17 protein-coding genes and 1 pseudogene are annotated in these 24,571 nt (G+C 71.1%); 5 read left to right on the top strand and 13 right to left on the bottom strand.

What is annotated here, in order from left to right; translation table 11 throughout:
• Window positions 1-720: 720 nt before the first annotated feature.
• The 5 genes and pseudogenes from IE108_RS32620 to IE108_RS32635 all read right to left on the bottom strand — a co-directional run bounded on the left by IE108_RS32620 (window position 721) and on the right by IE108_RS32635 (window position 7,231).
• Window positions 721-1,146, bottom strand: a complete 426-nt coding sequence (locus tag IE108_RS32620; protein WP_064732120.1) for an SRPBCC family protein — start codon at window positions 1,144-1,146, stop codon at window positions 721-723.
• Between the two features lie 750 nt (window positions 1,147-1,896).
• On the bottom strand, window positions 1,897-2,115 hold the full coding sequence (locus IE108_RS32625) for a hypothetical protein (RefSeq protein WP_064732121.1): 219 nt from the start codon (window positions 2,113-2,115) through the stop codon (window positions 1,897-1,899).
• Window positions 2,116-2,180: 65 nt separating this feature from the next.
• Window positions 2,181-5,477: an RHS repeat-associated core domain-containing protein gene (locus IE108_RS32630; RefSeq protein WP_189397822.1), complete on the bottom strand. Its 3,297-nt coding sequence runs from the start codon at window positions 5,475-5,477 to the stop codon at window positions 2,181-2,183.
• 987 nt (window positions 5,478-6,464) lie between these two features.
• A pseudogene (locus tag IE108_RS34970) lies at window positions 6,465-6,701 on the bottom strand (DUF2267 domain-containing protein); the annotation flags it as partial.
• A gap of 98 nt (window positions 6,702-6,799) precedes the next feature.
• Window positions 6,800-7,231 (bottom strand): Hsp20/alpha crystallin family protein, encoded by a 432-nt coding sequence (locus tag IE108_RS32635; RefSeq protein ID WP_064732123.1) that lies wholly within the window; start codon window positions 7,229-7,231, stop codon window positions 6,800-6,802.
• A 125-nt stretch (window positions 7,232-7,356) separates the two neighbouring features.
• Here IE108_RS32635 and IE108_RS32640 point away from each other — a divergent pair, with 125 nt between their 5' ends.
• The 4 genes from IE108_RS32640 to IE108_RS32655 all read left to right on the top strand — a co-directional run bounded on the left by IE108_RS32640 (window position 7,357) and on the right by IE108_RS32655 (window position 10,870).
• Window positions 7,357-8,007, top strand: a complete 651-nt coding sequence (locus tag IE108_RS32640; RefSeq protein WP_064732124.1) for a hypothetical protein — start codon at window positions 7,357-7,359, stop codon at window positions 8,005-8,007.
• Window positions 8,008-8,307: 300 nt separating this feature from the next.
• Complete coding sequence (locus tag IE108_RS32645; protein WP_308433827.1) at window positions 8,308-10,143, top strand: LamG-like jellyroll fold domain-containing protein; 1,836 nt, start codon at window positions 8,308-8,310, stop codon at window positions 10,141-10,143.
• Window positions 10,144-10,253: 110 nt separating this feature from the next.
• Complete coding sequence (locus IE108_RS32650; protein WP_064732126.1) at window positions 10,254-10,493, top strand: hypothetical protein; 240 nt, start codon at window positions 10,254-10,256, stop codon at window positions 10,491-10,493.
• Window positions 10,493-10,870, top strand: coding sequence for a hypothetical protein (locus IE108_RS32655; RefSeq protein WP_064732127.1), 378 nt, complete (start codon window positions 10,493-10,495; stop codon window positions 10,868-10,870). Before IE108_RS32650 ends, IE108_RS32655 begins: the two co-directional genes overlap by 1 nt.
• 18 nt (window positions 10,871-10,888) lie before the next feature.
• On the opposite strand, the gene IE108_RS32660 is transcribed toward IE108_RS32655, so the two are convergent.
• The 8 genes from IE108_RS32660 to IE108_RS32695 form a co-directional block, all read right to left on the bottom strand.
• Entirely contained in the window at window positions 10,889-12,187 is a 1,299-nt protein-coding gene (locus IE108_RS32660; protein WP_064732128.1) for a cation:proton antiporter, read from the bottom strand.
• Between the two features lie 49 nt (window positions 12,188-12,236).
• Complete coding sequence (locus IE108_RS32665; protein WP_064732129.1) at window positions 12,237-12,716, bottom strand: hypothetical protein; 480 nt, start codon at window positions 12,714-12,716, stop codon at window positions 12,237-12,239.
• 1 nt (window position 12,717) lies between these two features.
• A complete protein-coding gene (locus IE108_RS32670; RefSeq protein WP_064732130.1) occupies window positions 12,718-15,240 on the bottom strand; it encodes a penicillin acylase family protein in 2,523 nt (840 codons plus the stop codon).
• A gap of 120 nt (window positions 15,241-15,360) precedes the next feature.
• On the bottom strand, window positions 15,361-20,502 hold the full coding sequence (locus IE108_RS32675) for a non-ribosomal peptide synthetase (protein ID WP_064732131.1): 5,142 nt from the start codon (window positions 20,500-20,502) through the stop codon (window positions 15,361-15,363).
• A 24-nt stretch (window positions 20,503-20,526) separates the two neighbouring features.
• Window positions 20,527-21,840, bottom strand: coding sequence for a M20/M25/M40 family metallo-hydrolase (locus IE108_RS32680; RefSeq protein ID WP_064732132.1), 1,314 nt, complete (start codon window positions 21,838-21,840; stop codon window positions 20,527-20,529).
• Window positions 21,837-22,679, bottom strand: a complete 843-nt coding sequence (gene argB / locus IE108_RS32685; RefSeq protein ID WP_229852622.1) for an acetylglutamate kinase — start codon at window positions 22,677-22,679, stop codon at window positions 21,837-21,839. Before argB ends, IE108_RS32680 begins: the two co-directional genes overlap by 4 nt.
• A gap of 108 nt (window positions 22,680-22,787) precedes the next feature.
• Complete coding sequence (gene argC / locus IE108_RS32690) at window positions 22,788-23,813, bottom strand: N-acetyl-gamma-glutamyl-phosphate reductase (RefSeq protein WP_064732133.1); 1,026 nt, start codon at window positions 23,811-23,813, stop codon at window positions 22,788-22,790.
• Window positions 23,814-23,815: 2 nt separating this feature from the next.
• On the bottom strand, window positions 23,816-24,001 hold the full coding sequence (locus IE108_RS32695) for a hypothetical protein (RefSeq protein WP_064732134.1): 186 nt from the start codon (window positions 23,999-24,001) through the stop codon (window positions 23,816-23,818).
• A gap of 146 nt (window positions 24,002-24,147) precedes the next feature.
• Here IE108_RS32695 and IE108_RS32700 point away from each other — a divergent pair, with 146 nt between their 5' ends.
• Complete coding sequence (locus IE108_RS32700) at window positions 24,148-24,543, top strand: VOC family protein (RefSeq protein ID WP_064732135.1); 396 nt, start codon at window positions 24,148-24,150, stop codon at window positions 24,541-24,543.
• Window positions 24,544-24,571 lie beyond the last annotated feature (28 nt).

Genomic DNA, 24,571 nt, shown 5'->3' on the forward strand with positions numbered 1-24,571 from the left:
GGCACCTACGGTCTGGTGAGGGTGGCCTCCGCTGCGCTCCGGCCACTCCAGACGCTGCGCGCTCTGAAGGCCGGCCCCTCTACGCGGGCCAGCCAACGGGCCTTCGGACCGAGCAGCAACAAAGGGGGGGTAGGCGGGGGTCGTGACCCTGCATCAGGTGACACCCCATGTAGCGTTGGCAGAGCCAGGCCACCCCCGTAGAGCCACACCCGCCGCGCCCTCCAACACCTCACCCACCACACGAGAAGCCGCAGGGCCGTCGTCGGTCAAACCACGGCAGGCCGAAGCGCCGAGGGGTATGGCCCGGTCGACTCTGGTGCGGCCGGTTGACGAGGCCGTACCGCGGTCGGTGGCACCCGTCTACCGGACGATACGCGGCACCGGTCTCCTGCGGTTCTCGGGCCTTCCGGCGTAGGTCGAGAGCCGCATCCGGCGCCCTGCCATGGCAGGAGGACCCCTGCTCCACGTCCCTGGAGGACCAGGGGCCCGCCACATGACCAGTAGCGGGTCGAGAACTTTCCCAGCTCGTGGCAGGCACCCAGTGCCCCAAGCCCCCGCTGGTCACAGGGTCGAGAAGGCATCCGTCGAGTCCTAGCGGGCCGGCTTCTTCCCGTACCGTCCCGATCGCGGCCGACCGGATCCAGGCGCGCGGTGACGGGACGGAGCCGACCTTCCACGACCGATCTCCCCCGTCAGGCGCGGTTCGGGAGTCTCCGGCGCTCAGGTGGCCGCCGCGGTCTCCGCGAGCTTCTGGAACTCACCCAAGTCGTAGTTGGCGAGCGTGGAGTCCAGGTTCGTCAGCGCGCCCAGGTGCTCGATGAACCCCTTGGGGTCGTACTCGATCTGGAGGGTGACCCTGCTCGTCGTGTCGCTGAGCCGGTGGAAGGTGACGACGCCCGCGTGGTCCACACCCTCCGTGGTCCGCCAGGCGATCCGGTCCTCCTCCACCACCTCGGTGAGCTCGGCGACGAAGTTCCTGTCCGCGCCGGGCAAGGCAAGCTGCCAGGCGAAGCGGCGCTCGTCCAGGGGCTGAACCAGGCGGACGTGGCTCAGGAACGACGGCCACCTCGTCACATCGCTCCACAGGGACCAGGTCACGGAAACGGGGGCCTTGATGTCGACTGTCTCTACCAGGGAAGCGGACACACGGCACCTTCCTCGCTCGCTCGGGCCTGGGCTTCGGTCTACCGCAGGCGCTATACGGATGTGTCCCTGTTACCCGTAAGGGGTCGACGCACACGGCGACGACCGGAACGGCCACCGGCCCACAGGAGCCTCGGGCCGCGCGGCGGCCTGTGCCCTCGTGTACACGTGGAGGCGGTCACACAGGCCGTGAACGCCGTACTCCGCCGGCGTGGAGAGGCAGCGAACGCCAGAGGCACGCTCCGGTTCCACCCACGACACGTCCAGGGCAGCTCCGGGCCGGTCGGCCAGCCAGCGTGCCCCCTTCCCACCGGCGCCACCAGTCCGGGACGAGCGATAGGAGAGGGCCCCGCCTCTAACACGGCATCGCGAAGCCGCGCTGCCCCGGTTCGGGACCAAAGCACGACGGCGTCACCGGCCCACGAGGCGACCACACGCCGCAATTCAAGGTCAGTAGCTGCTGGGGGCTTGCGTTGGATAGAAGCCCCACATGCTTGGTGGGCAGGGTCACTGACTGCCCAATCGCGACTGCATGACTGGCCAGGGATCAGAACCGGGTTTTGAAGGAGAGCGACACAACGTCTACTCGCTTCGACCCGAGGACCCCCCTCGCTTATTCTTCATCCCGTAATACGTGAATATACCAACTACGACAACTAGGGCCACGACGAAAAGCACGAGCCCGAAGGCGCCGTCTGGATACCATGCGCGAGCAAGATTCACCGTATTCACTCCATCATTTCTACTAGCATTTCAGTGTGCCGGGTTCTTGGGCCGGAAGGCGATCCACGCGATGAGCACGAGCACGTCAAGGATCAATACGACGGCCAATACAGGGAACGCGGCATCCCAACCACCCATTACGCCGAGGAGAATGGCGAGGAGGTAGAGAACTCCGGACGATGCAGCGAAGAGGGCAAAGTTCCGGCGATTCGTACCTTGCCCATAGGCATGTTCAAAGATTTTTGCCACATTCTTCTCCTTCACTGCCGGGGTGGCCGCCCTGCAGAGCCACCCCGGCTTCGACTACTCTCGATCTACTTCAGCGAGTCCTCGACCTTTCCGCCGACATAGTCGCCTGCTCCTGCTGCAACGACCGTGCAGCCTGTGCCGAGTGCGAAGGCGGCTGCGCCTCCTGTCGGTACAGCGGTGAATCCCGCGACGAATGCGCAGGCAGACTCGATCGCGATTCCAGTCGCGAGACCGGCGACCTGCCCCCAGAGCGCATCGGTGTCGCCTTGGAGACCGTTGGAGACAGCTTCGGTCACGTCACCTGCGCCCTCGGCGATAGTACTCATCCAGCCGAGTCCGGTCGGGTCAGCATTGTTGATGGGGTCGCCGTTGGCGTAGAGGTAGGGGTTGGTTTCCTGGCCGGAGGGGTCGGGCTGGGTGAAGCGGCCCAGGGTGGGGTCGTAGTAGCGGTGGCCCATCTTGTAGAGGCCGGTCGGGTCGGCGTAGGCGCCGGCGTAGCGGTAGGGCTGGGGGACGGACTCCGTGGGTGTGGTGCGCGGGAGGCCGGTGGGGCCGTAGGCGTAGGTGTGGGTGCGCTTGCCGGTGTTGTCGGCGAGGCCGAGGACGTTGCCGGTGGCGTCGGTGAGGTAGTAGTAGGACTTCCCCCCAGTCGTCATGGAGTTCAGCGTGCCCGCCGGTTCGCGGATGAATCCGGTGTCGACGCCGTTGGTGGTGGTCGACGCCAGTCCGAGCGCGGTGTGGTGGAACCAGGTGGAGCCGAGTTTGGTGCGCTCGGCGTTGCTGGTGCCGGCGTGGACCAGGTCGTAGGTCTTGCCGCCCGCGGTAATGCCGGCCAGCTGGCTGTAGTCGGTCCAGGCCTCGGCGGTACGGGCGGTGGTGTTGGCGGCTGCGGTCTCGTTGCCGAGCTTGTCGTAGGACCAGCCCGTCGTGACCCCGTTCCTGGCGGTCAGCTGACTCGCGTCGTTGTAGGTGTACGTCGTGCCGCCCGGGCAGGCGTTCTTGCTGCCGTCCTGCGAGGTGAGGTTGCCGGCCTTGTCGAAGCAGTACAGCCACGAGGCCTTGCGGGTGCCCGACCCGTCGGCTTCCAGGGCGTAGGTGAGGCGGTCCTGGGAGTCGTAGGTGTAGGTGGTCGTGTACTTGGTGGTGTTGTCGGTGCGGGTGCGGATCTTGGTGGTGTCCTTGCCCGCGGTGCTCTTGTAGCTGTAGGTGAGGTCGATGAAGGTCTGGGTGCCCGAGGTGGTCCTGATGTTCTCGGGGCGGCCGTTCTTGTCGATCGTCACCGACTGGGTGGTGCCGCCGGGGTAGACGGTCTTAGTGCGCTTGTCGTTGTTGTTGTAGTCGAAGTCGGTCTTTTTGCCGTCCGGCGCCGTCAGGTAGTCGAGGCGGCCGGCCGTGTCCCAGGTGTAGTCCGTGGTGCCGGTCGGGTCGGTGTAGTAGTCGACGTCACCGCCCGGGGTGTAGGCCAGGACGGTCTGGGCGCCGTTCTGCAGGGTGCGGCGCTTCTCCCGGTTGAGTTTGTCGTACTCCCACGTGGTGGTGCCCGAGGCGTCGGTGCGGGTCTTCACGTTGCCGTCACCGTCGTAGGTGTACCTGACCGTCGCGTTGGTGGAGGAGACCTCGCGGACACGGTCACGGTTGTCATAGGCGTAGACGGTGGTGACGTTCCGGCCATCCTTGACCGTCTCCACGCGGCCCAGCGCGTCGTACGTGTACGTCGTCTCACCGAGCGGGGCCGGCGGCTTCGCCTTCCACAGGTTGCCCTCGTCGTCGTACTCGAAGGAGGTGACCTTGCCGTTGCCGTCCTTCGCCGTGCAGCGCTGGCCCTCGAAACCGCCGCACTCAGGGGTGGCCTTGTTGTACGTGTACTCCCGGGTGCCGCCCGCCGTGCCGGACGTCGTCACCGACATCGTGTTGCCGTTGGTGTCGTACTTGAAGGAGTCCTTGCGGCCGTCCGCGGTCGTGAAGTCGTTCGGCAGATCGGTGCCCGCGACCGTCTGGTACGCCGACACCGACGCCGTCGCGCCCAGCGGCAGCTTCTGGGAGAGGGCGTTGTTGCGGCCGTCCCAGCCGTAGGTGGTGGTGTTGCCGCCGGTGCCGTCCGCGCCGGTGCCCATGGCGTCGATCGCCGTCTGGGTGAGGCGGTTCTTGTACGTCGAGTGGCGGGCGTGGCCGAGGGGGTCGGTGACCTTGGTGACCTCGCCGTCCGCGTTGTGGACGTACTGCGTGGCGTCCCCGTCCGGGTCCGTGACCGTGGTGGTGCCCGCGTCCGAGGGAGTGGCTGCCGTGTATTCGTAGCGCCACGTCGGCCCGGTGTGGCCGGCGGACGTCGACTCGGTGGCGCGCTGCATGGAGCGGACGCGGTTGTGGCCGTCGTAGGTGAACAGGGTGACCGTGCCTTCGGGGGTGGTCACCTTCGTCACGCGGCGCGAGCCGTCGTACTCGTAGGTGGTGGCCTTGCCTGCGGTGTCGGTGACCTTGGCCAGGTTCCCGGCGCCGTCGAGGTCGAGGACGGCGGTGCGGCCGGTGTGGTCCTTGGCCTGCCACTGGTTCGGGTACGTCTTGACCAGGTCGATCCAGCGGCCCGAGCGGGTCTCGGTGAGCTTGAAGCCCTTGTGTTCGCTGCCCTCGTCGTGCTGGTCGACGGTGATGGTGCCCTTGTTCTTGTCCGTGACCTTCAGCAGGGTGCCGTGGTCGTTGTACGTGTCCTTGGAGCCGGACTTGCGGTCGGTCAGGGTGTAGGTGCCGTCCGCGTTCTTCTTCAGGTCCTTCGAGTAGCCGGCCGGTGTCGTGTAGGTGCCGTCGGCCTTGGCGGTGAAGCGGAGCAGGTTGCCGGTGGCGTCGAAGACGTCCACCTCACCGTCGCTCACCTGGAGGTACCGTTCGTACGCCTGCCACCAGCGCTGCGACACCTTCCCCCACGGGGCTTCCAGGGAGTTGTACGTGCGGGCCAGCTGGAGTTTCTGGCCGACGCCCGCAATGTCGAAGTCCGTCGCGGCCAGCATCAGGTTGCCGTTGGAGAGGTTCACCCGTGCCACCAAGGCGTCGTTCAGGCGGGTGTCGAGGATCTGGTGCCAGGGCACCTCGCCCTGCCCCTCGGGCAGATAGTCGGAGGCGGCAGCGGCTGCCGAGCGGGCAGTGGACGCCTTGGCGGGCTGCTCGCCGGTGGCGCGGGCCCGTTGGGCCGCGCGCCAGGCGGCCACCTCCGGCGACGGCTCGGCCTCCGCCTGCGACGCCGGCGCCTTGGTCGTACCGGCCGGGGTCGCGGGAGCAGCCGCCTTCGTCGGTTTCGTCCACGGGCTCTCCGGGTCCGGCAACTGCGGCTTCGGCGTCGCCGCCAGGCCGGGTGCCGCCGCGATCACCACGGCAGCCGTGGTGATCGCCGAGACGAGAGCGGTTCTGTGCGTTCTGCGGACACGCCGAAACGGCGTGCGCGTGGCACGCGAGTGCATCAACTTCCCCCCACAGGAAGACAGACACGGCAACCCCAACGGTCACCGCGGACTCACAACCTGTCACAAGAAACACACAAAACAGCCCGCCATCCCCTCGAAACGCATATGCATGCCGTCTGGAATAGGCCCCACCGCTTCCGTGAGTCGTACATGCACGAAGAGGCATGAAGCGGACGCAGATCGGAGGGATGAAGCGGTTCCGTTATCGATCTACGCGGGAAACCTGGCTTGAATCGAACGAAATGACCTTTTCCCGGAAGTAGACCGTCAACTAAGGGCGCTTTCAGGACAGGTTCAGACCTGACTTGATCTTTCCGCCGAGCCCGACCACCAAGGATTCCGTGCCCGTCACGGCACGTCACCCAGGCCAGGAAGTTGTCTTAGAGCAATGGTCGAACGTGGGGTAGGGCTGCAAGCCCGTCCTCACGCCGTGCACACTTGCCGCGCCCTGCATGCGTGGTCCCCCAGCCCGCGGCAACCGCCCCTGCTGCAAAGGACCCCTGACATGAGCGTGCCCGCAAGACGCAGAGCCTGCCCGCACCCCACCCGCGGGCACCGCGCCGACACCGACCGCACCGGCCGCGCCGCGCAGCGGACCGGCCGGCTGCTGTGCTGGAGCCTCGCCGCCGGCATGGCCGGCGCCGCCACCGAGACCCTGCTCCATCCTGAAACCGGCTGGTGGACCTCCCGACGGGAGAGTGGGAGCAGGCCGCCTGATCCGCAGGCACGACGAGCCTGCCGCTCACGCTCCCACGGGACCGGCTCGTACGTGACGGCCGTCCTGGGCAGTCGGCAGCGACCTCGCGCACGGCTGCCGCTTCGGCTACGTCGGACGACAGGCTCCAGCGCCGCTTGGTGCCCACCCACTCGGCGACGTACCGGCAGTAGACCTCGGCGGCCGGCGGCCCAAGCCGCGGTAGCGCGGACGAACCGTTGCGGGGACAGCGGCTCGGCGTTCTGCAGCGGGTTGAGCAGGATCAGAGCGAATTCCTCGGGCGGGCGTGCCGCGAGCTGGGCCCGGACCTCGCCGACCAGGGCCAGTTTCACGCGGGACGCCCGCTCCGCTTCCTGCAGTGTCTCGTACTCGCCACATTCCCTGACATGGTCGAGAAAGGCTTCGCGTCGCAGCGTCATGGGCGCTCTCCCTCGGCCTGTCCAGGCTGTCCACGGGGTGCGGAGGGCGGAATCGAGGGGGGAGATCAGGGGTCCGCCCTCCGCACCGTCGGCCGGGGTCAGCCGGAGATCTCCCTGCGGTCGGAGCCGACGCCGATGGAGATCTTGCGGGGCTTGGCGCGCTCGGCGATCGGGATGCGCAGGGTGAGGACACCCGCGTCGTAGTCGGCCGCGATGCGCTCGGTGTCGAGGGTGTCGGCGAGCACGATCTGGCGGGAGAAGACCCCCAGCGGCCGCTCGGACAGCTCCATCTGCACGTCGTCGGCCTTCGCGACCGGACGGCGCTCGGCCTTGACGGTGAGCATGTTCCGCTCCACGTCGATGTCGATCGCGTCGGCGGAGACGCCGGGGAGATCGAAGGCCACCACGTACTGGTCGCCCTCGCGATAGGCGTCCATCGGCATCGCCGACGGCTTTGACCAGGTACCCGGGCCCATCAGCTGCTGCGCCAGGCGGTCCAGCTCACGGAAGGGGTCAGTGCGCATCAACATCGTGAAAACACCTCCAGCAGGTCAGGCAGTAACTGCCAATGCGCTCACTGCCCACTGTTGTAGCATGTCATCGGTTGGATGACAAACACGATGTCGTCAATGCGATGACAGAAGGGACGGTGCCCATGACCGCGGCCGACCAGCAGCCGCCGCCCACAGGGACGGACGCTGACAGCCCGGCGTCCTTCCTCGCGGCGGCGGCAGCCCTGAACGCCATCGACGACGCGCTCCGCGACGCCCGCGAGCAGGGCCCGCCCGACGACGCCGCACCCGGACAGGAACAGGCCCTCGCCTCCCTGCTGCTCCTGCGCCACGTCCGGGAACAGCTCGCCGGATGGGAGACGGGCCTGATCGAGACCGCCCGTCACGCGGGCGCCAGCTGGGCCGACCTCGCCCACCCCCTGGGGGTCGCCAGCCGTCAGGCCGCCGAGCGCCGCTACCTGCGCGGACGCCCCGGCCCCGCCGGAACCACCGGCGAACAGCGCGTCACCGCCACCCGCCAGGCACGCGCCGCCGAACGCACCACCGCCGCCCGCGCCCGCGCCAACGCGGGAGACCTGCGCGGCATCGCGGGCCGGATCACCGCCCTCACCGACCTGCCCCCCGCCGCCCGCGGGCCCCTCGACAACCTCCACGCGGCCCTCGCGCACGACGACGCCGCCGACCTGATCGCCCCCCTCGCCGCCACCCGCCCCTACCTCCTCCCCGCCCACCCCGACCTCGCCGAACGACTCGACAGCCTCACCCCGAACGCACAGGACCCCCACACCAGTTGAGAGGCCACGCCCCCGCTGCGGCAAGCGGGACCACGTGCACCGTTGCGGGGCTGCCACCCGCCGCAAGCATGACGACGGGTAGTTGATCGCCGTTCGTCATCTCACGTCTGCCTGGCCACAGATGTCGCTCTCTAGCGTTCTCGCTGCTCGAACGAGATCGACTCGAAGTCCGAAGGGGTTCCCATGTGCGATGACGGTGGCCGTCCGGGTCAGGACGTGGCAGGACGCAGCAGGCGGGGTTTTCTGCGCGGTGCGGCACTGGCCGGCGCGGGTGCGGCGGTGGTCGGTACCGGGGCGGCCGTGGCAGGTGCCCAGCCCGCCCTCGCGGCGGACGCCGCCGGACAGCGCAGAGTGGGCAAGTGGGACCCTGATCCGACGTCCCTCCAGTTCACCGTCGCGGTCATGCCGGACACCCAGTTCCTGTACTGGGGCAGCCAGGACAGCGTCGACCGGACGCCCCAGGAGGAGTCGTTCCGCTACATCATCGACAACAGCGGGAACCCCGATCTCAACATCGTCTTCATGGCGCACCTCGGCGACATGACGCAGGACGCCGATCCCTCGTCCTTCGAGGAGGTGGACAAGGCGTTCGCCCTGCTGGACGCGCACGGTGCCGCGTACAGCGTGGTGGCCGGGAACCACGACCTCAGCGGTGACGACACCCGCGGGGACACGACGTATCTGCGGACCATGGGACCGCGCCGGTTCAAGAAGTCCAGGACCTTCGCGGGTGCGGACGCGACCGGCTACAACACCGCGCACATCTTCCAGGCCGCCGGGCGGTCCTGGCTGCTGCTGGCCCTGGACTGGCGGACCACGGACCAGGGCTTCGCCTGGGCCAACGAGGTCATCAGGGCCCACGCGAAGATGCCCGTGATCATCACTACGCACGACATGGTCTGGTCGACGTACGATGACAACGTTTTCCCATACGAGTCCGGCGACCCCGAGAACAACGCCGGGCTCTCGGAGCACGGCCAGAAGGTGTGGGACGAACTGGTCGAGGACAACGACCAGGTCTTCCTGACCGTCAACGGCCACTACTGGCCGCCCGGCCGCACCACCAAGAAGAACGCGGCCGGCAACGACGTGCACCTGCACCTCGCGAACTACCAGAACCGCTACTTCGGTGGCGGTGGCATGATCCGGCTCTACCACTTCGACCTGGCCCGCGACACCATCGACGTCGAGACGATCAACCCCTGGGTCCTCGCCCAGGACCCGGCCTCCCGCAACGAGCTGGCGGCGGAGCTGTCCCGGGTGAGCGGGCCGGTCGACAACTTCTCCGTGCCGGTCGACTTCGAGAAGCGGTTCTCCGGTTTCGACCCCGTCCCGGTGCGGCCGGCCCGGCCCGCGGCCCGGGTGCTGGTGAAGGGCACGCAGGCCTACTGGCGCTTCGACGGACAGGGCGCCGACGGCACGGCGCTCGCCGAGGGGCACCGCGTCCGCGATCTCTCGGGCAGGGGCAACGACCTGACGGTGGTGAGCGTGCCGGGGAGCGCGGCCGACGCGCTGACCTGGTCCGCGGACCACCACCCCGATCAGCCCGGCCATGCCAGCCTCCGCTTCGCCGGCGGCCGCGGTCCCGTCCACGGCGCCTACCTGACCACGGGGGCGTCGGCACCGCTGAACCGCGAGACCTTCCGGTCCGGCTACACGATCGAGGCGTTCGTGAGGATGCCGTTGGACTGGGACGCCGGCCGGAACGGAAACGCCTCCTTCCTCAGCCGCCGCGGCCGGGCCGGCGCGGCCGGCAAGCACGGCAAGAACACCGATCCGGACGAGCCCGTGGCGCAGTTCGCCATCACGAACAACGGCCGCGAGCCGCAGTTCAACCACTACCCCACGAACAACACCTACCCGACGACCAACTGGGGCCACGGTCTCGTGGAACTCAGGTGGTGGCACTTGGCCGTGGTCAACGACGGCCGCTTCACCCGGCTGTACGTCGAGGGCGCACCGGTCGCCGACAACCCCAGGCGGCTGTCGGTCGGGCTCTCCTCGCTCGGGCTGCCCTGGCTGGTGGGCGGGCACGAGTACGCGGGCGCCATCGACGTGGTCTTCCACGGCAACGTCGGCGACATCCGCATCGTGAACCGGCCGCTGGGCGCGAGGGAGTTCCTCACCGCCAAGTAGGACGGCGTCCCCCTTCCCCGGCCCCCGCGCCGGGGAAGGGTCTCAGGCGGGGCCGCCTCGCTCTCGGCTCAAGACCAATTAGGCTTGGTAACAGGTGTTACCATCGCCGTATGGCGAAGACACAGCTGGGTGCGCGCGTCGACAGTGAGATCAAGCGGCTGGCCGAGGCACGGGCCGCTGATCGTGGGCTGAGTCTCGGTGACTACATCGCCGGGCTCGTGCGGGAGGACACCGAAGGGCTGAGGCAGCGGGGGCTGGACGCCGCCCGGCGCTTCCTGGACGAGCACCAGTCGGTCTTCGACGACCTCGAGGACGGCGAGCGGCACGTGCCGGGGGCGCACGCCGCGTAATGGACCTGTTCATCGATGTCCCCTGGATTCTGCAGGTAGCCGAGCTCGCCGGCGCGGGAGACCCCGCACCCGAGGACTACGGCGTCCCGGTGGCGGCGGTGGCCTGCCACCGGGCCGAACTGCTGGAGACACCTGTCTACGACGGGCCCTACGCACGTGCCGCGGCCCTCGTGCACGTTCTCGGTCGCTGTCGCTGGCTGGAGCGGTCCAACATGGCCGTCGCCGCCGCGACCGGTGTGATGTACCTGGAAGCCTCCGGCGTCCCCGTCAAGCCCGGCCGCGAAGACGCCGTTGCCCTGCGCGAGCTGCTGCGTGATCCCGACTGCACGGCCAAGCGGGTCGCCGCCCTGCTGCGTGCCTGGCCGCAGGCCACCTGAGCCGCGCCCTCGGTGCCGTCACTCCGGGCCGGAGGGCTCCGCGGCCGGGGCTGCCCGGCGGGGTGCCGGGACGTGTTCGACGCGGTGTTCGGCGGCGGCCGTTCGGGCGGCTTCGCGCCGGGGAGCGGGCGTGGGCGGACGGTCGGGTGCTTTCCCGGTGGGGTGGAAGGCGCTGAGGAGGGGGCCGGTCATGGCCGTGGTGACCAGGGCCATCACGACGAGCATCGCGTAGAGCTCCGCGTTGATCAGGCCCTGTTCGAGGCCGACGGACAGGATGACCAGTTCGGTCAGTCCGCGGGTGTTGACCAGGGCGCCGAGCGTGGCGGAGTCGCGGTGGGGGATGCCGAACAGGCGTGCCGAGCCGTATCCGCCGGCGACCTTGCCGAAGACGGAGATCGCGAGGATGACGCCGAGCAGGCCGAACTCCCCCATGCGCAGGTCGGTCAGGTCGACCGTGAGGCCGGTGACCGCGAAGAACACCGGCAGCAGGAGGATGACGGCGGGCTCCAGCCGTTGCCTGAGCCGGTGCAGGAAGGCCTCGTCACGGGGCATGGCGACGCCGAACGCGAAGGCTCCGAAGATGTAGTGGATCTGGAGCCACTCCGCGGCGAGGGCGGAGGCGAAGAGCCCGACGAACAGCCAGGGCAGGGGCTCGGCGGCGGTGATCGTCCGGCGCAGCAGCGGTCGTACCACGGTGAAGAGCACCGCGACGTACACCGGGACGAGCAGCAGCCGCCAGGCCTCGTTGCCGGCGGCGGAGTTGAGGGCGACGGCCAGGCTGAGCAGGCTGTAGGCGATGATGTCGATCACCGCGGCGGCGGAGAGGGCGATGCCGCCGATCAGGGTTCGCTGCATCCCGCGGTCGGCGAGGATGCGGGCGAGCACGGGGAACGCGGTGGCCGAGACGGCCACTCCGACGAAGAGCACGAACGGCAGGGTGGCGCCGTCCGCGTAGCCGGGGGCGATGCGCAGTGCCAGGGCGCAGCCCAGTGCCAGGGGCAGCAGGGTGGAGCCGAGGGCGAGGCCGGTGACGACCCGGGCGCGGCCGCGCATGACGCGGTGGTCCAGCTCCATGCCGACGATGAACATGAACAGGGTCAGGCCGACGGCGGCGAGGATCTTCAATGCGGGGATCGAGTCCGCGGGGAACACCGCGTCGCCGGCCAGGTGGCCGAGGGCGGTGGGACCGAGCAGGAGTCCGGCGGCGATCTCTCCGATCACCCGGGGCTGTCCCAGGCGCTTGGCCGCCGTTCCGCACAGGTGGGCGGCGGCCAGGATGACCACCAGGTCGAGCATCAGGTACTGGAGCGTGGTCATGGGGTCTCTCCGGTCGCCCTCTCGGGTGTGTGTCGGTGGATGGGTTCGCTCATGGCTGTTCCTCGCCGGGCTTCGGCGGCTGGGGGAGGCAGCGGAACAGGGCGCGTCCGAGCCAGTTCCCGGCCGTTGTCTGCAGCAGGGCGACGAGCAGGGTCAACGTGATGGTCACCGCTGCCGAGGCGGGGAGCCCGGCGAGTGCCGCGGTGGTGTGCGCGGTCGTGCCGACGGTGTCGCCCGCTAGTGCGCGTACGGCGAGCAGTGCGGCCCAGGGCAGTGGTCCGAGCAGCACTACGAGCGCGGTGGCCCGGGCCGGGCCCGGGCGGCGCCACGCGCCGAGGATTCCGGCGGCGAGCCCGGCGGCGAAGGGGAGGTACCAGAGGTTCGCCCAGGCTCCGAGGCCCACGGCGACGGCGCCTGCCGCGGCCAGTGCCGGTGCGGGCAGGGGGAGGGTGCGCGCCGCGCGGGTCGGGGGGCTCGCCGGCTCGGGGGCGGATGTGTCGCGCGGTTCGGCCCGGGTCTGGGTGGTCATGTCAGTCTCCTGCTCGAAGGGACCAGGTCGCCGTGGTGCCGGCGGCGTCGTTCGGCAGCCTCAGCGGCAGGTACTCGTCTTTTCGCCAGAGCGCGACGAGGTTGTCGTACCAGGCGGATCCGGGGGTCTCGTTCTGTCCGCCCGGATAGATCGCGGCGGCGGCGGCCGAGCCGGGGCCCGTCCACCTGACGACGAGGCGGAAGCTCGGTCCGAAGCTCGAGTTGAGTTCGCCGCCGGCCGCGTCGACGGTCCAGGGGTTGCCGCCGTCGGCGTAGGGCTCGTATCCGAGTCCGGGGGCGCCGGTGATCGAGGGGATCTCCCGGGTGTGCAGCTTGCCCCAGGTCCAGGCTGCGGGGCGGTCGCCCAGCTCGTCCGTCAGCTCGGCGACGGCTGTGCGGAAGGCCGTGCGCATGGCCTGGGGGGCGTCGCGGCGGGCTCCGTCGGGCGGAGTGAAGGCCGCGTTGTCCGGGTCGTCGAGCGTCCAGTGCTCCAGGGCCTCGCGCAGCGGGATCGGTGAGCGGTCGAGGTCGAGGATCCAGCGGTCCTTGTCGGCGGGGACCTTCTTCCGGTCCCACCACGGCTGGAAGACCTCGTGGACGTAGGAGTCGAGGAACGTCCACCACACCGAGGCGGCCGCCGAGTCGGCGCCCATCGTGTGGTCCCACGTGGTCAGCAGGTCGCGCGCGGCGCGTTGCCGTGCGGTGAGGCCGCTGCCGTCGAGGGCGGTGAGCAGGGCCGGCAGGAGCCGGACGGCCAGGTCGTCGGTGACGTCGTTCTGCAGCGCGGTGTAGTCCTCGGTCCGCAGGCCCCGCCGTTCGGTGTGGAACCTTTCGATGACGGCCTGCCGGTATCCGGGGTCGAAGTTCATGGTGGTGCCGAGGAAGTACGGGTAGTCCGGGCCCGTGGGGCGCTGGTTGGTGGAGGCGACCAGATGCCCGGGCGGGTCGTAGGCCTCGGGCAGTGCCTCCTGGGGGATGGTGCCCACCACGTCCGCGGTTCCGGTGCCGGGCAGGGGCAGCCATGGCCGGGAGCCCTTGGGTGTCTGGGGGACGTCGCCGGCGAGGAGGGTGCCGATGTGCCCGCGGTCGTCGGCGTAGACGAAGTTGAGGGCCGGGGCCTTCCAGCCGCGCAGCGCCGTCCGGAAGGAGGTCCAGTCGGATGCCCGGTTGGCCGCGAGCAGGGCGTTGAGGTCGTTGTGGGCGTAGTTGCCCATCCAGTTGACCGAGACCTTCTGGTCGAGGACGGTCATCATCGGGCCGTGCACGGTGAGGTCCACGGTCAGGTCTTCGGTGGAGCCGCCGCGTACCGGGATGGTGTAGTGCGCCTTCTCCATGGGCCGCCAGGCGCCTCTCCAGTAGTAGGAGTCGGGGCGGTCGGGGGAGAGTTTCTCGCGGTAGTAGAGCGTGCCCACGGTCTGTGCGTTGGTCAGGGACCACGAGATGTGCTTGTTGTGGCCGACCAGGACGCCCGGCACTCCCGGCAGGGAGCCGCCGGTGACCTGGTAGCCGGGTGAGCGCAGTGACACCTGGAACCAGTACGAGGGCAGGGTGGTCTGCAGGTGGGGGTCGCCTGCGAGGATGGCGCCGCCCCCGGCCGCCTTCGGACCGTTCGCCGCCCATGCGTTGCTGTTGAAGTCCAGCTGCCGCACGCTGTCGGGCAGGGCGACGTCCTTGTGGGCGGAGGCGGGCCCGGGGGTCGGACGGGCCGGGGTGGTGGGTGCGGCGTCCGGGTCGGCCGCGTTGGTGTTGCGTACCGTCAGCGGCGTCGGTGGCAGGTTCCGGTAGGGGCCCGGGTCGTAGGGGCGCTGCGCGGTCGGTGCCTGGACGGGGAACCAGGTGCGCGTGAGTTCCGGTCCGAGGGAGCGGTTCAGGAGTTCGTAGTCGAGGGGGATGGTGTTGAAGTTCATCTGCTGGGTGAGCACGCCTTGCACGACCAGGGTGTCGGTCGGTGTCCACGGCCTGGGCCGCACTCCGGTCAGCCCGTAGATCGTGGGCCATTCGCCGGTCTTCCTCAGGCTGCTCATCCAGGAGTTGACGCCTTCGGAGTAGGCGGTCAGCGCCTTGGCCGAGTCGCTGTTCTCGGGGATCGCGGCCCACCGGGCGCGGGCGGTGCGCGCCAGTCCGAGGCTCAGCTCGAATCTGTCGCTCTCGAGTCCGGCCGCGCCGACCAGTTCGGACAGGCGGCCCTGGCCCATCCTGCGCTGGAGGTCGAGCTGGGTGAGGCGCAGCCGGGCGGTGACGTACCCCTGGGCGAGGAAGAGGTCGTGGTCGGTGCGGGCCTCGATGGATGCGTAGCCCTCGGCGGTGAAGGAGACCCGGACGGGCTCTTCGAGTTCGGGAAGGGTCAGGGTCTCGGTGCGGACGGTGGTCCGTGCCGAGGAGGACGCCCATACTCCCCCGCCCGGCACGAGTGCCGTCCCGAGTGCCGGCACCGGGCCGTAGCCGGCGCCGAGCAGCAGGAGCAGGGCGAGGGCCACCGTGGTCGAGCAGACCAGGTGGATCGCGCGACCGACCTTGCGTGCCATCGTGTGGGGTCCTCGTCTTCGCAGGGGGTGCTCCGCCGGGTGTCTGTCGGTGTCCGGCTGCGCCCGTGGATCGGGAAGGTTCGCTGCGGCCGTGGTGGCCGGCGGGGTGTCGGTGCGGGGTCAGGGGCGGTTCTCGCCGTCCGTCTCCCTGGCGAGCATCGCGGTGACCTCGTCGTCGGAAAGGCCCGAGAGCCAGCCGAGGACGTCGTCGACGTCGCTGCCGCCCGCCTCGGCGAGCTGTCTGCTCTGCACCAGTTCGGCCAGCCGCTCGATGGTCAGGGTGCCGCTGAGCAGTTCGCCGGTGGACAGGGCCACTCCGAACGTGTCGCGTACGCGCATGGCGACGCGGGTGGCCATGAGGGAGTGGCCGCCGAGACGGAAGAAGTCGGCCGTGACGGAGGGTACGGGGATGCCGAGCACCTCGCTCCAGATGGCGGCCATCCTGCGCTCCACGGGGTCGCGGGGTGCGATCGACTCCTGCGGGATGTCCGCGGCCGGGTCGGGGTCGGGCAGCGCCGAGCGGTCGAGTTTGCCGTGCGGGCCCACGGGGAGTTCCTCGAGCAGGGTCATCGCGTCCGGGACGAGCCCTGAGGGCAGGGTCTGTTCGAGGTGGTGGCGCAGCTGGGCCGGGGTGGGTCGCTCGGTGCCCGCCGGGACGGCCCAGGCCAGTAGCCGCGCCCGGCCCGAGGTGTCGGGGCGTGCCTCCACGACGGAGGCCCGCACGAGCGGGTGCCGGTTCAGGGCGGCCTCGATCTCGCCGGGCTCCACGCGCTGGCCGCGGATCTTGAGCTGCCGGTCGAGTCGTCCCAGGTACTCGAAGGTGCCGTCGGGACGCATCCGGGCGCGGTCGCCCGTCCGGTACAGGCGGGCGCCGGGGTGGTACGGGTCGGGCACGAAGCGTTCGGCGGTCAGGCCGGGGCGGTTGAGGTAGCCGCGGGCGGGGGCGATGCCGCCGATGTGGAGTTCGCCGGGGACCAGCGGTGGGGCGATGCCGCCCGAGGAGTCGAGGACGTAGAGCCGGGTGCCGGCGATGGCGCGGCCGATGGGGATACGGCTGTGCCGGGCCGCTTCGGGCGTGACGGCCTGTGCGGTGACGTCGATCGCCGCCTCCGTGGGGCCGTACAGGTTGTGCACTTCCACGCCGGGCAGGATCTCGGCGCAGCGTGCGGCCAGTGCCGGCGCCAGTTCCTCCCCGATGCACACGATGCGGCGCAGGGTCCGCGCGGCGTGCAGGGCGTCGGGTTCTTCGAGGAAGGCCTGCAGCATCGACGGGACGAAGTGGCAGGTGGTGACGGAGTGCCGGGCGATCAGGTGGGCGAGGTAGTGGGGGTCGCGGTGTCCTTCCGGCCTGGTGAGGACGACCGAGGCTCCGGCGACGAGCGGTCCGAGCAGTTCCAGTCCGGCGACGTCGAAGCTGACGGGGGTCTTGTGCAGGACGGCTTCCGACGCGTCGAGGCCGTAGGCGTCGCGGAACCAGACGAGCTGGTTGACGAGGGCGGCGTGGCTGGTCATCACGGCCTTGGGTTCGCCCGTCGAGCCGGAGGTGAACAGCACGTTGGCGAGGTGGTCGGGGTGCACCCGCGGGAGGTCGGACGGGTCGGCGCCGGCCTCGTGGGGGTCGACCGGCAGGATGCCCTCGGGCGGGGCGAGGCCCGGTACGGAGCCGATGAGCAGTCGCGCCCCTGAGCTGTCGAGCTGCCGGGCGAGGCGGGCCGAGGGGTGGGCGGTGTCCAGGGGGAGGTAGGCGGCTCCGGCCAGCAGGACGGCGTACACGGCGACGATCAGCTCGGGGGAACGCGGCAGGCAGACCGCGACCGGTTCGTCGCCGCGCACGCCGAGTTCGCGCAGCCGGGCGGCCAGCCGGCGGGCCCGGGTGTCCAGTTCGCCGTAGGTGAGCGAACCCTCGTCCCAGACCACGGCCGCCGCACGGGGGGCCGAACGTGCGAGGCGTTCGACGATCTCGTGGACCAGCCCGTCGCCGAGCCGGGCCGGGCCTCCGTCCGCGACGGTGCGGGCGATCCGCTCGCCCTCAGCGGGTGCCAGCGCCGGCAGTGCGGCGACCGGGGCGGCCGGGTCGGTGAGCGCCGCGTCGAGCAGTACGGGCAGTCCGGCCAGCAGGCCGGCGACGGTCTGCTCGTGGAACAGGTCGGCCGCGTAGACGGCGTGGCCGACGAGCGAGCCGTCGCTCTGGGGGGCGAGGTGCACGGACAGCTCGAACTGGGCTCCGGGTGCGGGCAGTTCGAAGGGCTCGGCGCGGACTCCGTGGGCCTCCCAGGGGCTGAGTGGGAGGTTCTGGAAGGCGAGCAGGGCCCGCACGAGCGGGGCACGGCCGTCGGCGGGCCGCTCGGTGAGGGCGCGGACGATCTCGTCGTAGGGGGGCCTGTCGGGGCCGTAGGCCGCCAGGCACTGGGTCCGCACCTCGTCGACGACGGTGGCGAAGTCGGTGGCGCCGCTGCGCACGCGCAGCGGCAGTGTGTCGGCGAACATGCCGACGGCCGTGTCGGCGCCGGGCCGGTCGCGTCCCGCGGCCACGGTGCCGACCACCACGTCGTGCTGGCCGCTCCATCGGCCGAGCAGCACGCCGAATGCGGCCATGAGGACCATGAACGGAGTGGCTTGACGTGCGGTGGCGACGGTCCGCAGCCGGTCGGCGAGGTCGGTGGGGATCCGTACGGGCAGGGATGCGCCGCGCCACGTGGGCGTGGCGGGAACGGGGTGGTCGGTTGGCAGTTCCAGGGGCTGGGCCCCGTCGAGCCGCTCGCGCCATGCGGTGAGGGTTTCCTCGGTCCACGGCGTGCGGGCCGGGATCGTCGCGGGCAGCGGCGTGACCGTGCCGCCGTCGCGGTAGGCGTCGCCCAGCCTGCCGAGGATCAGGCCCATCGACCAGCCGTCGAGGACGGCGTGGTGGGCGGCGATCGCGAGGATCCAGTCCGCAGGTCCCTGCCGGAGCAGGTGCAGGCGTACCAGGGGGCCGGAGGCGAGGTCGAAGGGTGCGGCTGCCAGCGCGGCCAGTTCCCGGGCGACGCCGTCCTCGCCGGATGCGCTGAGGTCCTTGCGGGGCAGCCGGAACACGTCCGCGGTGGGCCGGACGGACAGGCCCGGCGTTCCGTCCGCCGCGGTCGGGAACGCGGTGCGCAGCGGCGGGACTTGCTCGAACAGGCTGGTGAGAGAGCGCTCCAGCAACGTCTCGTCGAGCGGGCCGGTGAGCCGGAGTCCCCCGGCGACGTGGTAGGCGTCGCCCGCGCCCATCTGGTCGAGCAGCCAGATCCGCTCCTGGTCGGGAGTGATGCCGACGGGCTCCGGGTTGCCCGCGGGTGGTGCGGAGCGGCCGGCGGGGAGTCCGGCGAGGTCCAGGAGGGTGAGTCCGCTCAGGAGCCGGGTGGTGGGGACGTCGACACCGCGCCACTCCAGGAGGGCCGATCTGAGGCGGGAGGCGCGCAGCGAGTCGAGCCCCTGTCCGACCAGTGGCGCGTCCTGGGCCAGCGCGGTCGGGCTGGTGTCCAGGGCGGCGGCGACGATCTCCGCCAGCTCGGCGGGAACCGGCGCGGCCGCCTCGGCCGGTCCGGTCGTGCCCAGGGGGCGCAGCGTTCCGGCGAGCCAGCGCGCACGGCACTCCGAGCGTCTGATCTTGCCGCTGCTGGTGCGGGGGATCTTGCCGGTCCGCACCAGTACGACGTCCGCGAGCGCGAGCCCGTGCTCGGCCGCCACGGCCTCGCGCACGGCGGTGCCGACGAGTGGCGCGTCCTCTTCCTTGAAGCCGCGGACCACTTCGTGGACGAGCACGACCTGCTCCGAGGTTCCGTCGTCGACGGCCAGGGCCGCGCCGCGGCCCGGGTACAGGAGGGGGTGGGCGCGCTCGGCCGTCATCTCGATGTCCGGCGGGTAGAGGTTGCGGCCGCGCACGATGATCAGGTCCTTGATCCGGCCGGTGACGTACAGCTCCCGGTCGTGCTGGAAGCCGAGGTCGCCGGTGCGCAGGAAGGTGCGTCCCCTGTGGTCACGGGCCACGCCCGCGAAGGAGTCGGCCGTGCGCCGGGGCTGGTTCCAGTAGCCGTGGGCCACGGTCGGGCCGCTGACCCAGATCTCGCCGACGGCGCCGGGCGGCAGCGGTTCACCGGTGGCGGGATCGGCGATCAGCACGAGGTCCTGCTGGTGTGCCCATCCGCAGCCGGTCAGTTCGACGGCGGGCTCGTCGGGCGCGGCCACCACGGCCCGGCCCTCCTCCATGTCCGTCCGGCGCAGGCGCAGGGTGGTGGGGTCGGCCGAGGGGTCGGCCCTGCCGGTGACGAACAAGGTGGCCTCGGCGAGGCCGTAGCACGGGTAGAACGCCTCGCGGCCGAAGCCGTTGTCGCGGAAGGCCGAGGTGAAGGCGTCCATCGTGGTGCGGCGTACCGGCTCCGCGCCGACCAGGGCGTGCCGCAGCGCGGACAGGTCGAGGTCGTCGTGGTCCCCCGGTGTGGCCCGGCGCACCGCTTCGGCGTAGGCGAAGTCCGGGGCGGCGGTGACGGTGGCCCGGGTGCGGCTGAGCGCGCGCAGCCAGCGCATCGGGTCGTGGAGGAAGGTCAGCGGCGAGAGCAGTGTGCAGGGGAAGCCGGTGTGCACCGGTTGCAGGATGCCGCCGATCAGTCCCATGTCGTGGTAGGGCGGCAGCCAGCTCACGGCGCGGCTGTCCTCGTCGAGGCCCAGTGCCCCGGCGATCGTCGCGGAGTTGTGCACGAGGTTGGCGTGGCTGAGCATGACGCCCTTGGGTGTGCCGGTGGAGCCCGACGTGTACTGGAGGAATGCCAGGTCGTCCGGGGAGACGTGCGGGTCCTGCCAGTCCCCGGGGGCGGTGGGGGCGTCGTCGGTGGTGACCCAGGTGAGGGGGGCCGCGGGGTCGAGCCGGTCACGGCCTTCGCCGATGGCGGCGAGGGTGGCGGTGTCGAGGAGGGCGAGGGCCGCGCCGGAGTCGGCGACGACGGACCTCAGGCGTTCGAGGCCGTTCGTCCCGAGCGGCGGGTAGAGGGGCACGGCGATCGCACCCGAGTACAGGCAGCCGAAGAAGGCCGTCACGTAGTCGGGGCCGGGCTGGTGCAGCAGCAGGACCCGCTCGCCCCGGCCGGCGTACTGCTGGATCTGGGCGGCCACCGTCCGTGCGCCCCGGTCGAGTTCGGCGTAGGTGAGCGTCCGCGTCTCGGTCTCGGAGAGTTCGAACTCCAGGGCCAGGCGGTCGGGGGTGCTCGCGGCGCGCCGGCGGAGCGTCTCGATGAAGGTCGTGTGCATGTGCACTCCTCGAACGACGGTCGGTCAGCGGTAGCGGAGCAGGAGGTCGTGGAAGCGGTCGGCGCCGAAACGCACGGCTTCGACGGGGACGCGTTCGTCGGCGGCGTGCATCGCGTCCTGGTAGCGGCTGCCTGCCGGGAGCAGCATGGGCACCCAGCCGTAGCAGGCGATGCCGAGGCCGGCGAAGAGCCGGGCGTCCGTGGACGCCGGGGTGACCATGGGCACGGGCAGCCCTTCGGGGTCGGCTTCGCGCATCACGGCGGCGATCGTGTCGAAGAAGCCGCCGAATTGCGGCGCCGGCATGGCGTCGCCCTCCAGGAGCAGTTCCAGTTCGCCCTCCGGGCCGATCATCGCCCGCAGCTCCGTCCGGAAGTCCTCGACCGTCCAGGCGCCGGGCAGGATGCGCCCGTCCAGGTCCACGGAGAACTCACTCGGCAGCATGTTGATCTTCTCGGGCGTGCGGATGATGGTCGCGTTGACCGTGTTGCGCAGGACGGAGTCCAGGTAGACGGCGTCCGCCTCGGGCAGCAGGTCGTAGGGGACCTCCGCCTTGCCGTCGGGATCGCGCAGGTCTCGCAGGCGGGCGGCCAGCGGTTCCTCGGCGGCGGCGGCGAGGGTGTCGAGCATCAGGTCGAGGGCGGGGGTCACGTGCTTGGGCAGGCGGCCCTCCTCCAGGCGCCCCAGCAGTCGGGCGAGCTTGCTCGTGGAGGTGCCCGACCAGCCCTGCCGGGAGGCGTGTCCGCCGCGCCCGCGTGCGGTGTAGCGCATCCAGCAGGCGCGCTTCTCGGCGACCACGATCGGGTGGACCCGGGTGGGCAGGCAGCTCAGTACCGCCCCGCCGTCCTCCCCCACGCCGTAGGCGATGCCCTCGAACAAGCCGGGGTGTTCCCTGACCAGGTAGCCGGCGCCGGTCCTGCTGCCGGCCTCCTCGTCGGGGGAGACGGCGAGCACGATGTCGCCGGCCGGTGCGGTTCCCTCACTGTGCAGCCGGACCAGCGCCGAGATCATCATCGCCAGGGGGCCGAGCATGTCGATGGCGCCGCGTCCCCAGACGTGACCGTCGATGATCTCGCCGTCGAAGGGTGGGTGCGTCCAGTGCTGGCCGTCGGTGGGCACCACGTCGGCGTGCGCGTGCAGCAGCAGCGGCGGCGCCTGGCCCGCTCCGCGGACGCGGGCGACCAGGTTGGGGCGTTCGGGATCACAGCCCAGCAGCCGCACCTCCGCGCCGGCGTCCGCCATGACGGCGGCGACGTGGCGGACGCATGCGGCCTCGTTCCCCGGGGGGTTGACTCCGCGGAACCTGATCATCTGCTGGAGCAGCGGCACCGGGTCGCTCATCGGGGTGTCCTCCTTGTCGTTTCGGCACCGACGATCCGGGTGCCACCCAGCCCGTCCAACGCGTCGGCGACGGTGTCCGTGAAGCGCCCGTCGGCGATGCGGACGTCCCCGACACCGGCCTCCAGTGCCTCGCGCGCGGCGGTGATCTTGACGGTCATGCCGCCGCCGACCGCCGGGTCACGGCCGTCCCCGACCTGGTACCTCGCGCGCAGCGATCCCGGGTCCGCGCTGTCGGCCAGCACGCCGGGGGCGCCGGTGAGCAGCACCAGCCGCGAGGCGTCCAGCGCCGCGGCGACGGCGGCCGCGACCCGGTCGGCGTTGACGTTGACGGGCAGGCCGTCCTCGGCGAGCGCGGGGGGCGAGAGCACGGGCACCATGCCCTCGGCGAGCAGGGCGTGCAGCAGCGGCGTCGCCACCGAGGTGAGCCGGCCGCTGCGGTCGTCGCGGACCACGACGGTCCGGCCGTCGACGACGGTGCGCAGCGCGGTCTTCCTGCGGGCCCGCAGCAGGCCGGCGTCCAGCCCGGTCAGCCCCACCGCGGGTACGCCGAAGCGGGCCAGTTCCAGGAGCAGCGCCGGCTTGGCCTTGCCCGCGAGCGCGAGCGTCACCACTTCGAGGGTGGCGGGGTCGGTGCGCCTGCTGACGGTGCCGTCCGGTGCCACGAGTTCACCGAGGGGCACGCCGAGGCGGCCGGCCAGTTCGGTGACGGTCGCGGAGCCCCCGTGCACCAGGACGACCGGCCTCTTCTCGCGCACCAGGCGGGCCACGCCGGCGCACACCGCCTCGGCCCGAACCTCGGCCGTGCCGCCGCACTTCACCACGGTCAGTCCCGTGCCCACAGCGGTCTCCTTCCTCAAGTCGATGCACGGGCGCCGGGGCCCGGTGCCGGGTGTCCGGGAGGGGGTGACCGCGCCGCGGGAGCCGCTGCCCGCGGCGCGGTCACCGCACTACACGGGGTGCAGGCCGGGGAACTCGAGGCCCAGGTGCTCGGGCCATCCCATGCGCACGTTCATGCACTGGACCGCTCCGCCCGCGCCGCCCTTGACGAGGTTGTCGAGGGCCGCGACCGCCACCACGGTGGAGGTGCCGGGGTCGGTGGCGAAGCCGACGTCGCAGTAGTTGGTGCCGGAGAGGATCTTGGGCTCCGGCAGCCGGTAGAGGCCGCGGCGCTGGGCGATGATCCGTACGAACGGCTCGTCCTGGTAGTGCTGCCGGTACAGCCGCCGGACGTCCTTGTCACCCAGCGGTTCGCGGACGGGCACCCGGCAGACGACCTGGGCACCGCGCACCGCCTCCACGCCGGTCGCGCTCATCCGCGCCCGAACTCCGGTGGCCTGCGCGATCTCGGCCTCGTGCCGGTGGTTGGTGGGGGCGAACAGGCGCATGGTTCCGCTGCGTTCGGCGTGCAGGTTCATCTGCTCGGCGCGCACGCCCGAACCGCTCGAGCCGATCCTGCCGTCCACGGTCACGGCTCCGGCGACGACGCCCGCCTCGGCGAGCGGGCGCAGGGCCAGGATCGAGGCGACGGCCATGCAGCCCGGCATGCTGACGGCGTCGGCCACCGCGAGTTCGGCCCGGTGCGTCTCGGGCACGCCGGGGACGAACGAGCCGAGCAGCTCGGGCGCGGTGTGCGCGGTCCCGTAGTAGCGCTCGTAGAGTCCCGGGTCCCGGAGGCGGAAGTCGGCGCCGAGGTCGATGAGGCACTTGGCCCGCTCGCGCAGCCGGGGGACGAGGTCCAGACCGGCGGTCTGACCGACCGCGACGAACACGACGTCGTGGTCGCCGAGCGCGTCGAGGGCGGTGAAGGTGAGGTCGGTCCGGCCGCGCAGGTTCGGGTGGACCCGGTCCACCCGGCTGCCCGCGAGCCGGGTGGACACCGCGGCGCCCACCCGTACCTCGCGGTGATCGAGCAGCAACCGCAGCAGTTCACCGCCGATGTAGCCCGAGGCCCCGACCACCGCGACATCGATCACGGCTACTCTCCCCAGTCCTCGTCGGCCTCGGGAGCCAGCGCCAGCATCAACGGTGACACTCCCACGACCTCGAGTTCGGCCGCGCACTCCGGGCACTCGACGATCTCGCCGGCCCGGACCTCGCTCTCCACGCCTACCCGGCCCTCGCACTCCGGACAGGCTTCCACGGTCGTCTCCGCTGTGGGCATGAGGCTCTCTCCTCCTGGTCGGACACCTGTGTGCCTCAGCTTCGTCCGGGCGGCAGGCCCGCCAGTAGTCAGGTAGATCCCTCACTTGTGGGCGTGGCGGCGGCGGCCAATACTCTGAGGCCCCGTCCGCACGACCCTGGAGCGACATGACAAGCAGGTTCACGGAACTGACGGTGGACTGCCGCGATCCGGAGCGGCTCGCCGCCTTCTGGTGCGAGGTGCTGGACTTCAAGGTGATCGACCGCGGCGAGCACAAGGTCGAGATCGGCTCCTGGGTGCCGACCGTGGAGGAGGTGCGGGCCCGTCAGATGCCGCCCACCGTGGTGTTCATCCAGGTGCCCGAGGGCAGGTCCGGGAAGAACCGGCTGCACCTCGACGTCAGTCCGATCGACGGCGGCACCGACGCCGAGGTGACCCGGCTGCTGGCCCTCGGCGCCACCCGGGCCGACGTGGGGCAGGGCACCGGCCACAACTGGGTGGTCATGGCCGACCCCGAGGGCAACGAGTTCTGCGTCCTGCGCAGCCTGGCCCCGCAGAAGTAGCGCCGGTGGACGGCAGGGCCGCGTCAGG

Origin of the sequence: Streptomyces parvulus, from assembly GCF_014648855.1 — a bacterium.
Taxonomy (GTDB): domain Bacteria; phylum Actinomycetota; class Actinomycetes; order Streptomycetales; family Streptomycetaceae; genus Streptomyces; species Streptomyces parvulus.

Coding starts and splice junctions, on each gene's coding strand:
- IE108_RS32635 (WP_064732123.1), bottom strand. CDS start 7,231: ATGTTGATGCGCACTGACCCCTTCCGTGAGCTGGACCGCCTGGCGCAG.
- IE108_RS32640 (WP_064732124.1), top strand. CDS start 7,357: ATGACCGCGGCCGACCAGCAGCCGCCGCCCACAGGGACGGACGCTGAC.
- IE108_RS32650 (WP_064732126.1), top strand. CDS start 10,254: ATGGCGAAGACACAGCTGGGTGCGCGCGTCGACAGTGAGATCAAGCGG.
- IE108_RS32655 (WP_064732127.1), top strand. CDS start 10,493: ATGGACCTGTTCATCGATGTCCCCTGGATTCTGCAGGTAGCCGAGCTC.
- IE108_RS32660 (WP_064732128.1), bottom strand. CDS start 12,187: ATGACCACGCTCCAGTACCTGATGCTCGACCTGGTGGTCATCCTGGCC.
- IE108_RS32665 (WP_064732129.1), bottom strand. CDS start 12,716: ATGACCACCCAGACCCGGGCCGAACCGCGCGACACATCCGCCCCCGAG.
- IE108_RS32670 (WP_064732130.1), bottom strand. CDS start 15,240: ATGGCACGCAAGGTCGGTCGCGCGATCCACCTGGTCTGCTCGACCACG.
- IE108_RS32675 (WP_064732131.1), bottom strand. CDS start 20,502: ATGCACACGACCTTCATCGAGACGCTCCGCCGGCGCGCCGCGAGCACC.
- IE108_RS32680 (WP_064732132.1), bottom strand. CDS start 21,840: ATGAGCGACCCGGTGCCGCTGCTCCAGCAGATGATCAGGTTCCGCGGA.
- IE108_RS32695 (WP_064732134.1), bottom strand. CDS start 24,001: ATGCCCACAGCGGAGACGACCGTGGAAGCCTGTCCGGAGTGCGAGGGC.
- IE108_RS32700 (WP_064732135.1), top strand. CDS start 24,148: ATGACAAGCAGGTTCACGGAACTGACGGTGGACTGCCGCGATCCGGAG.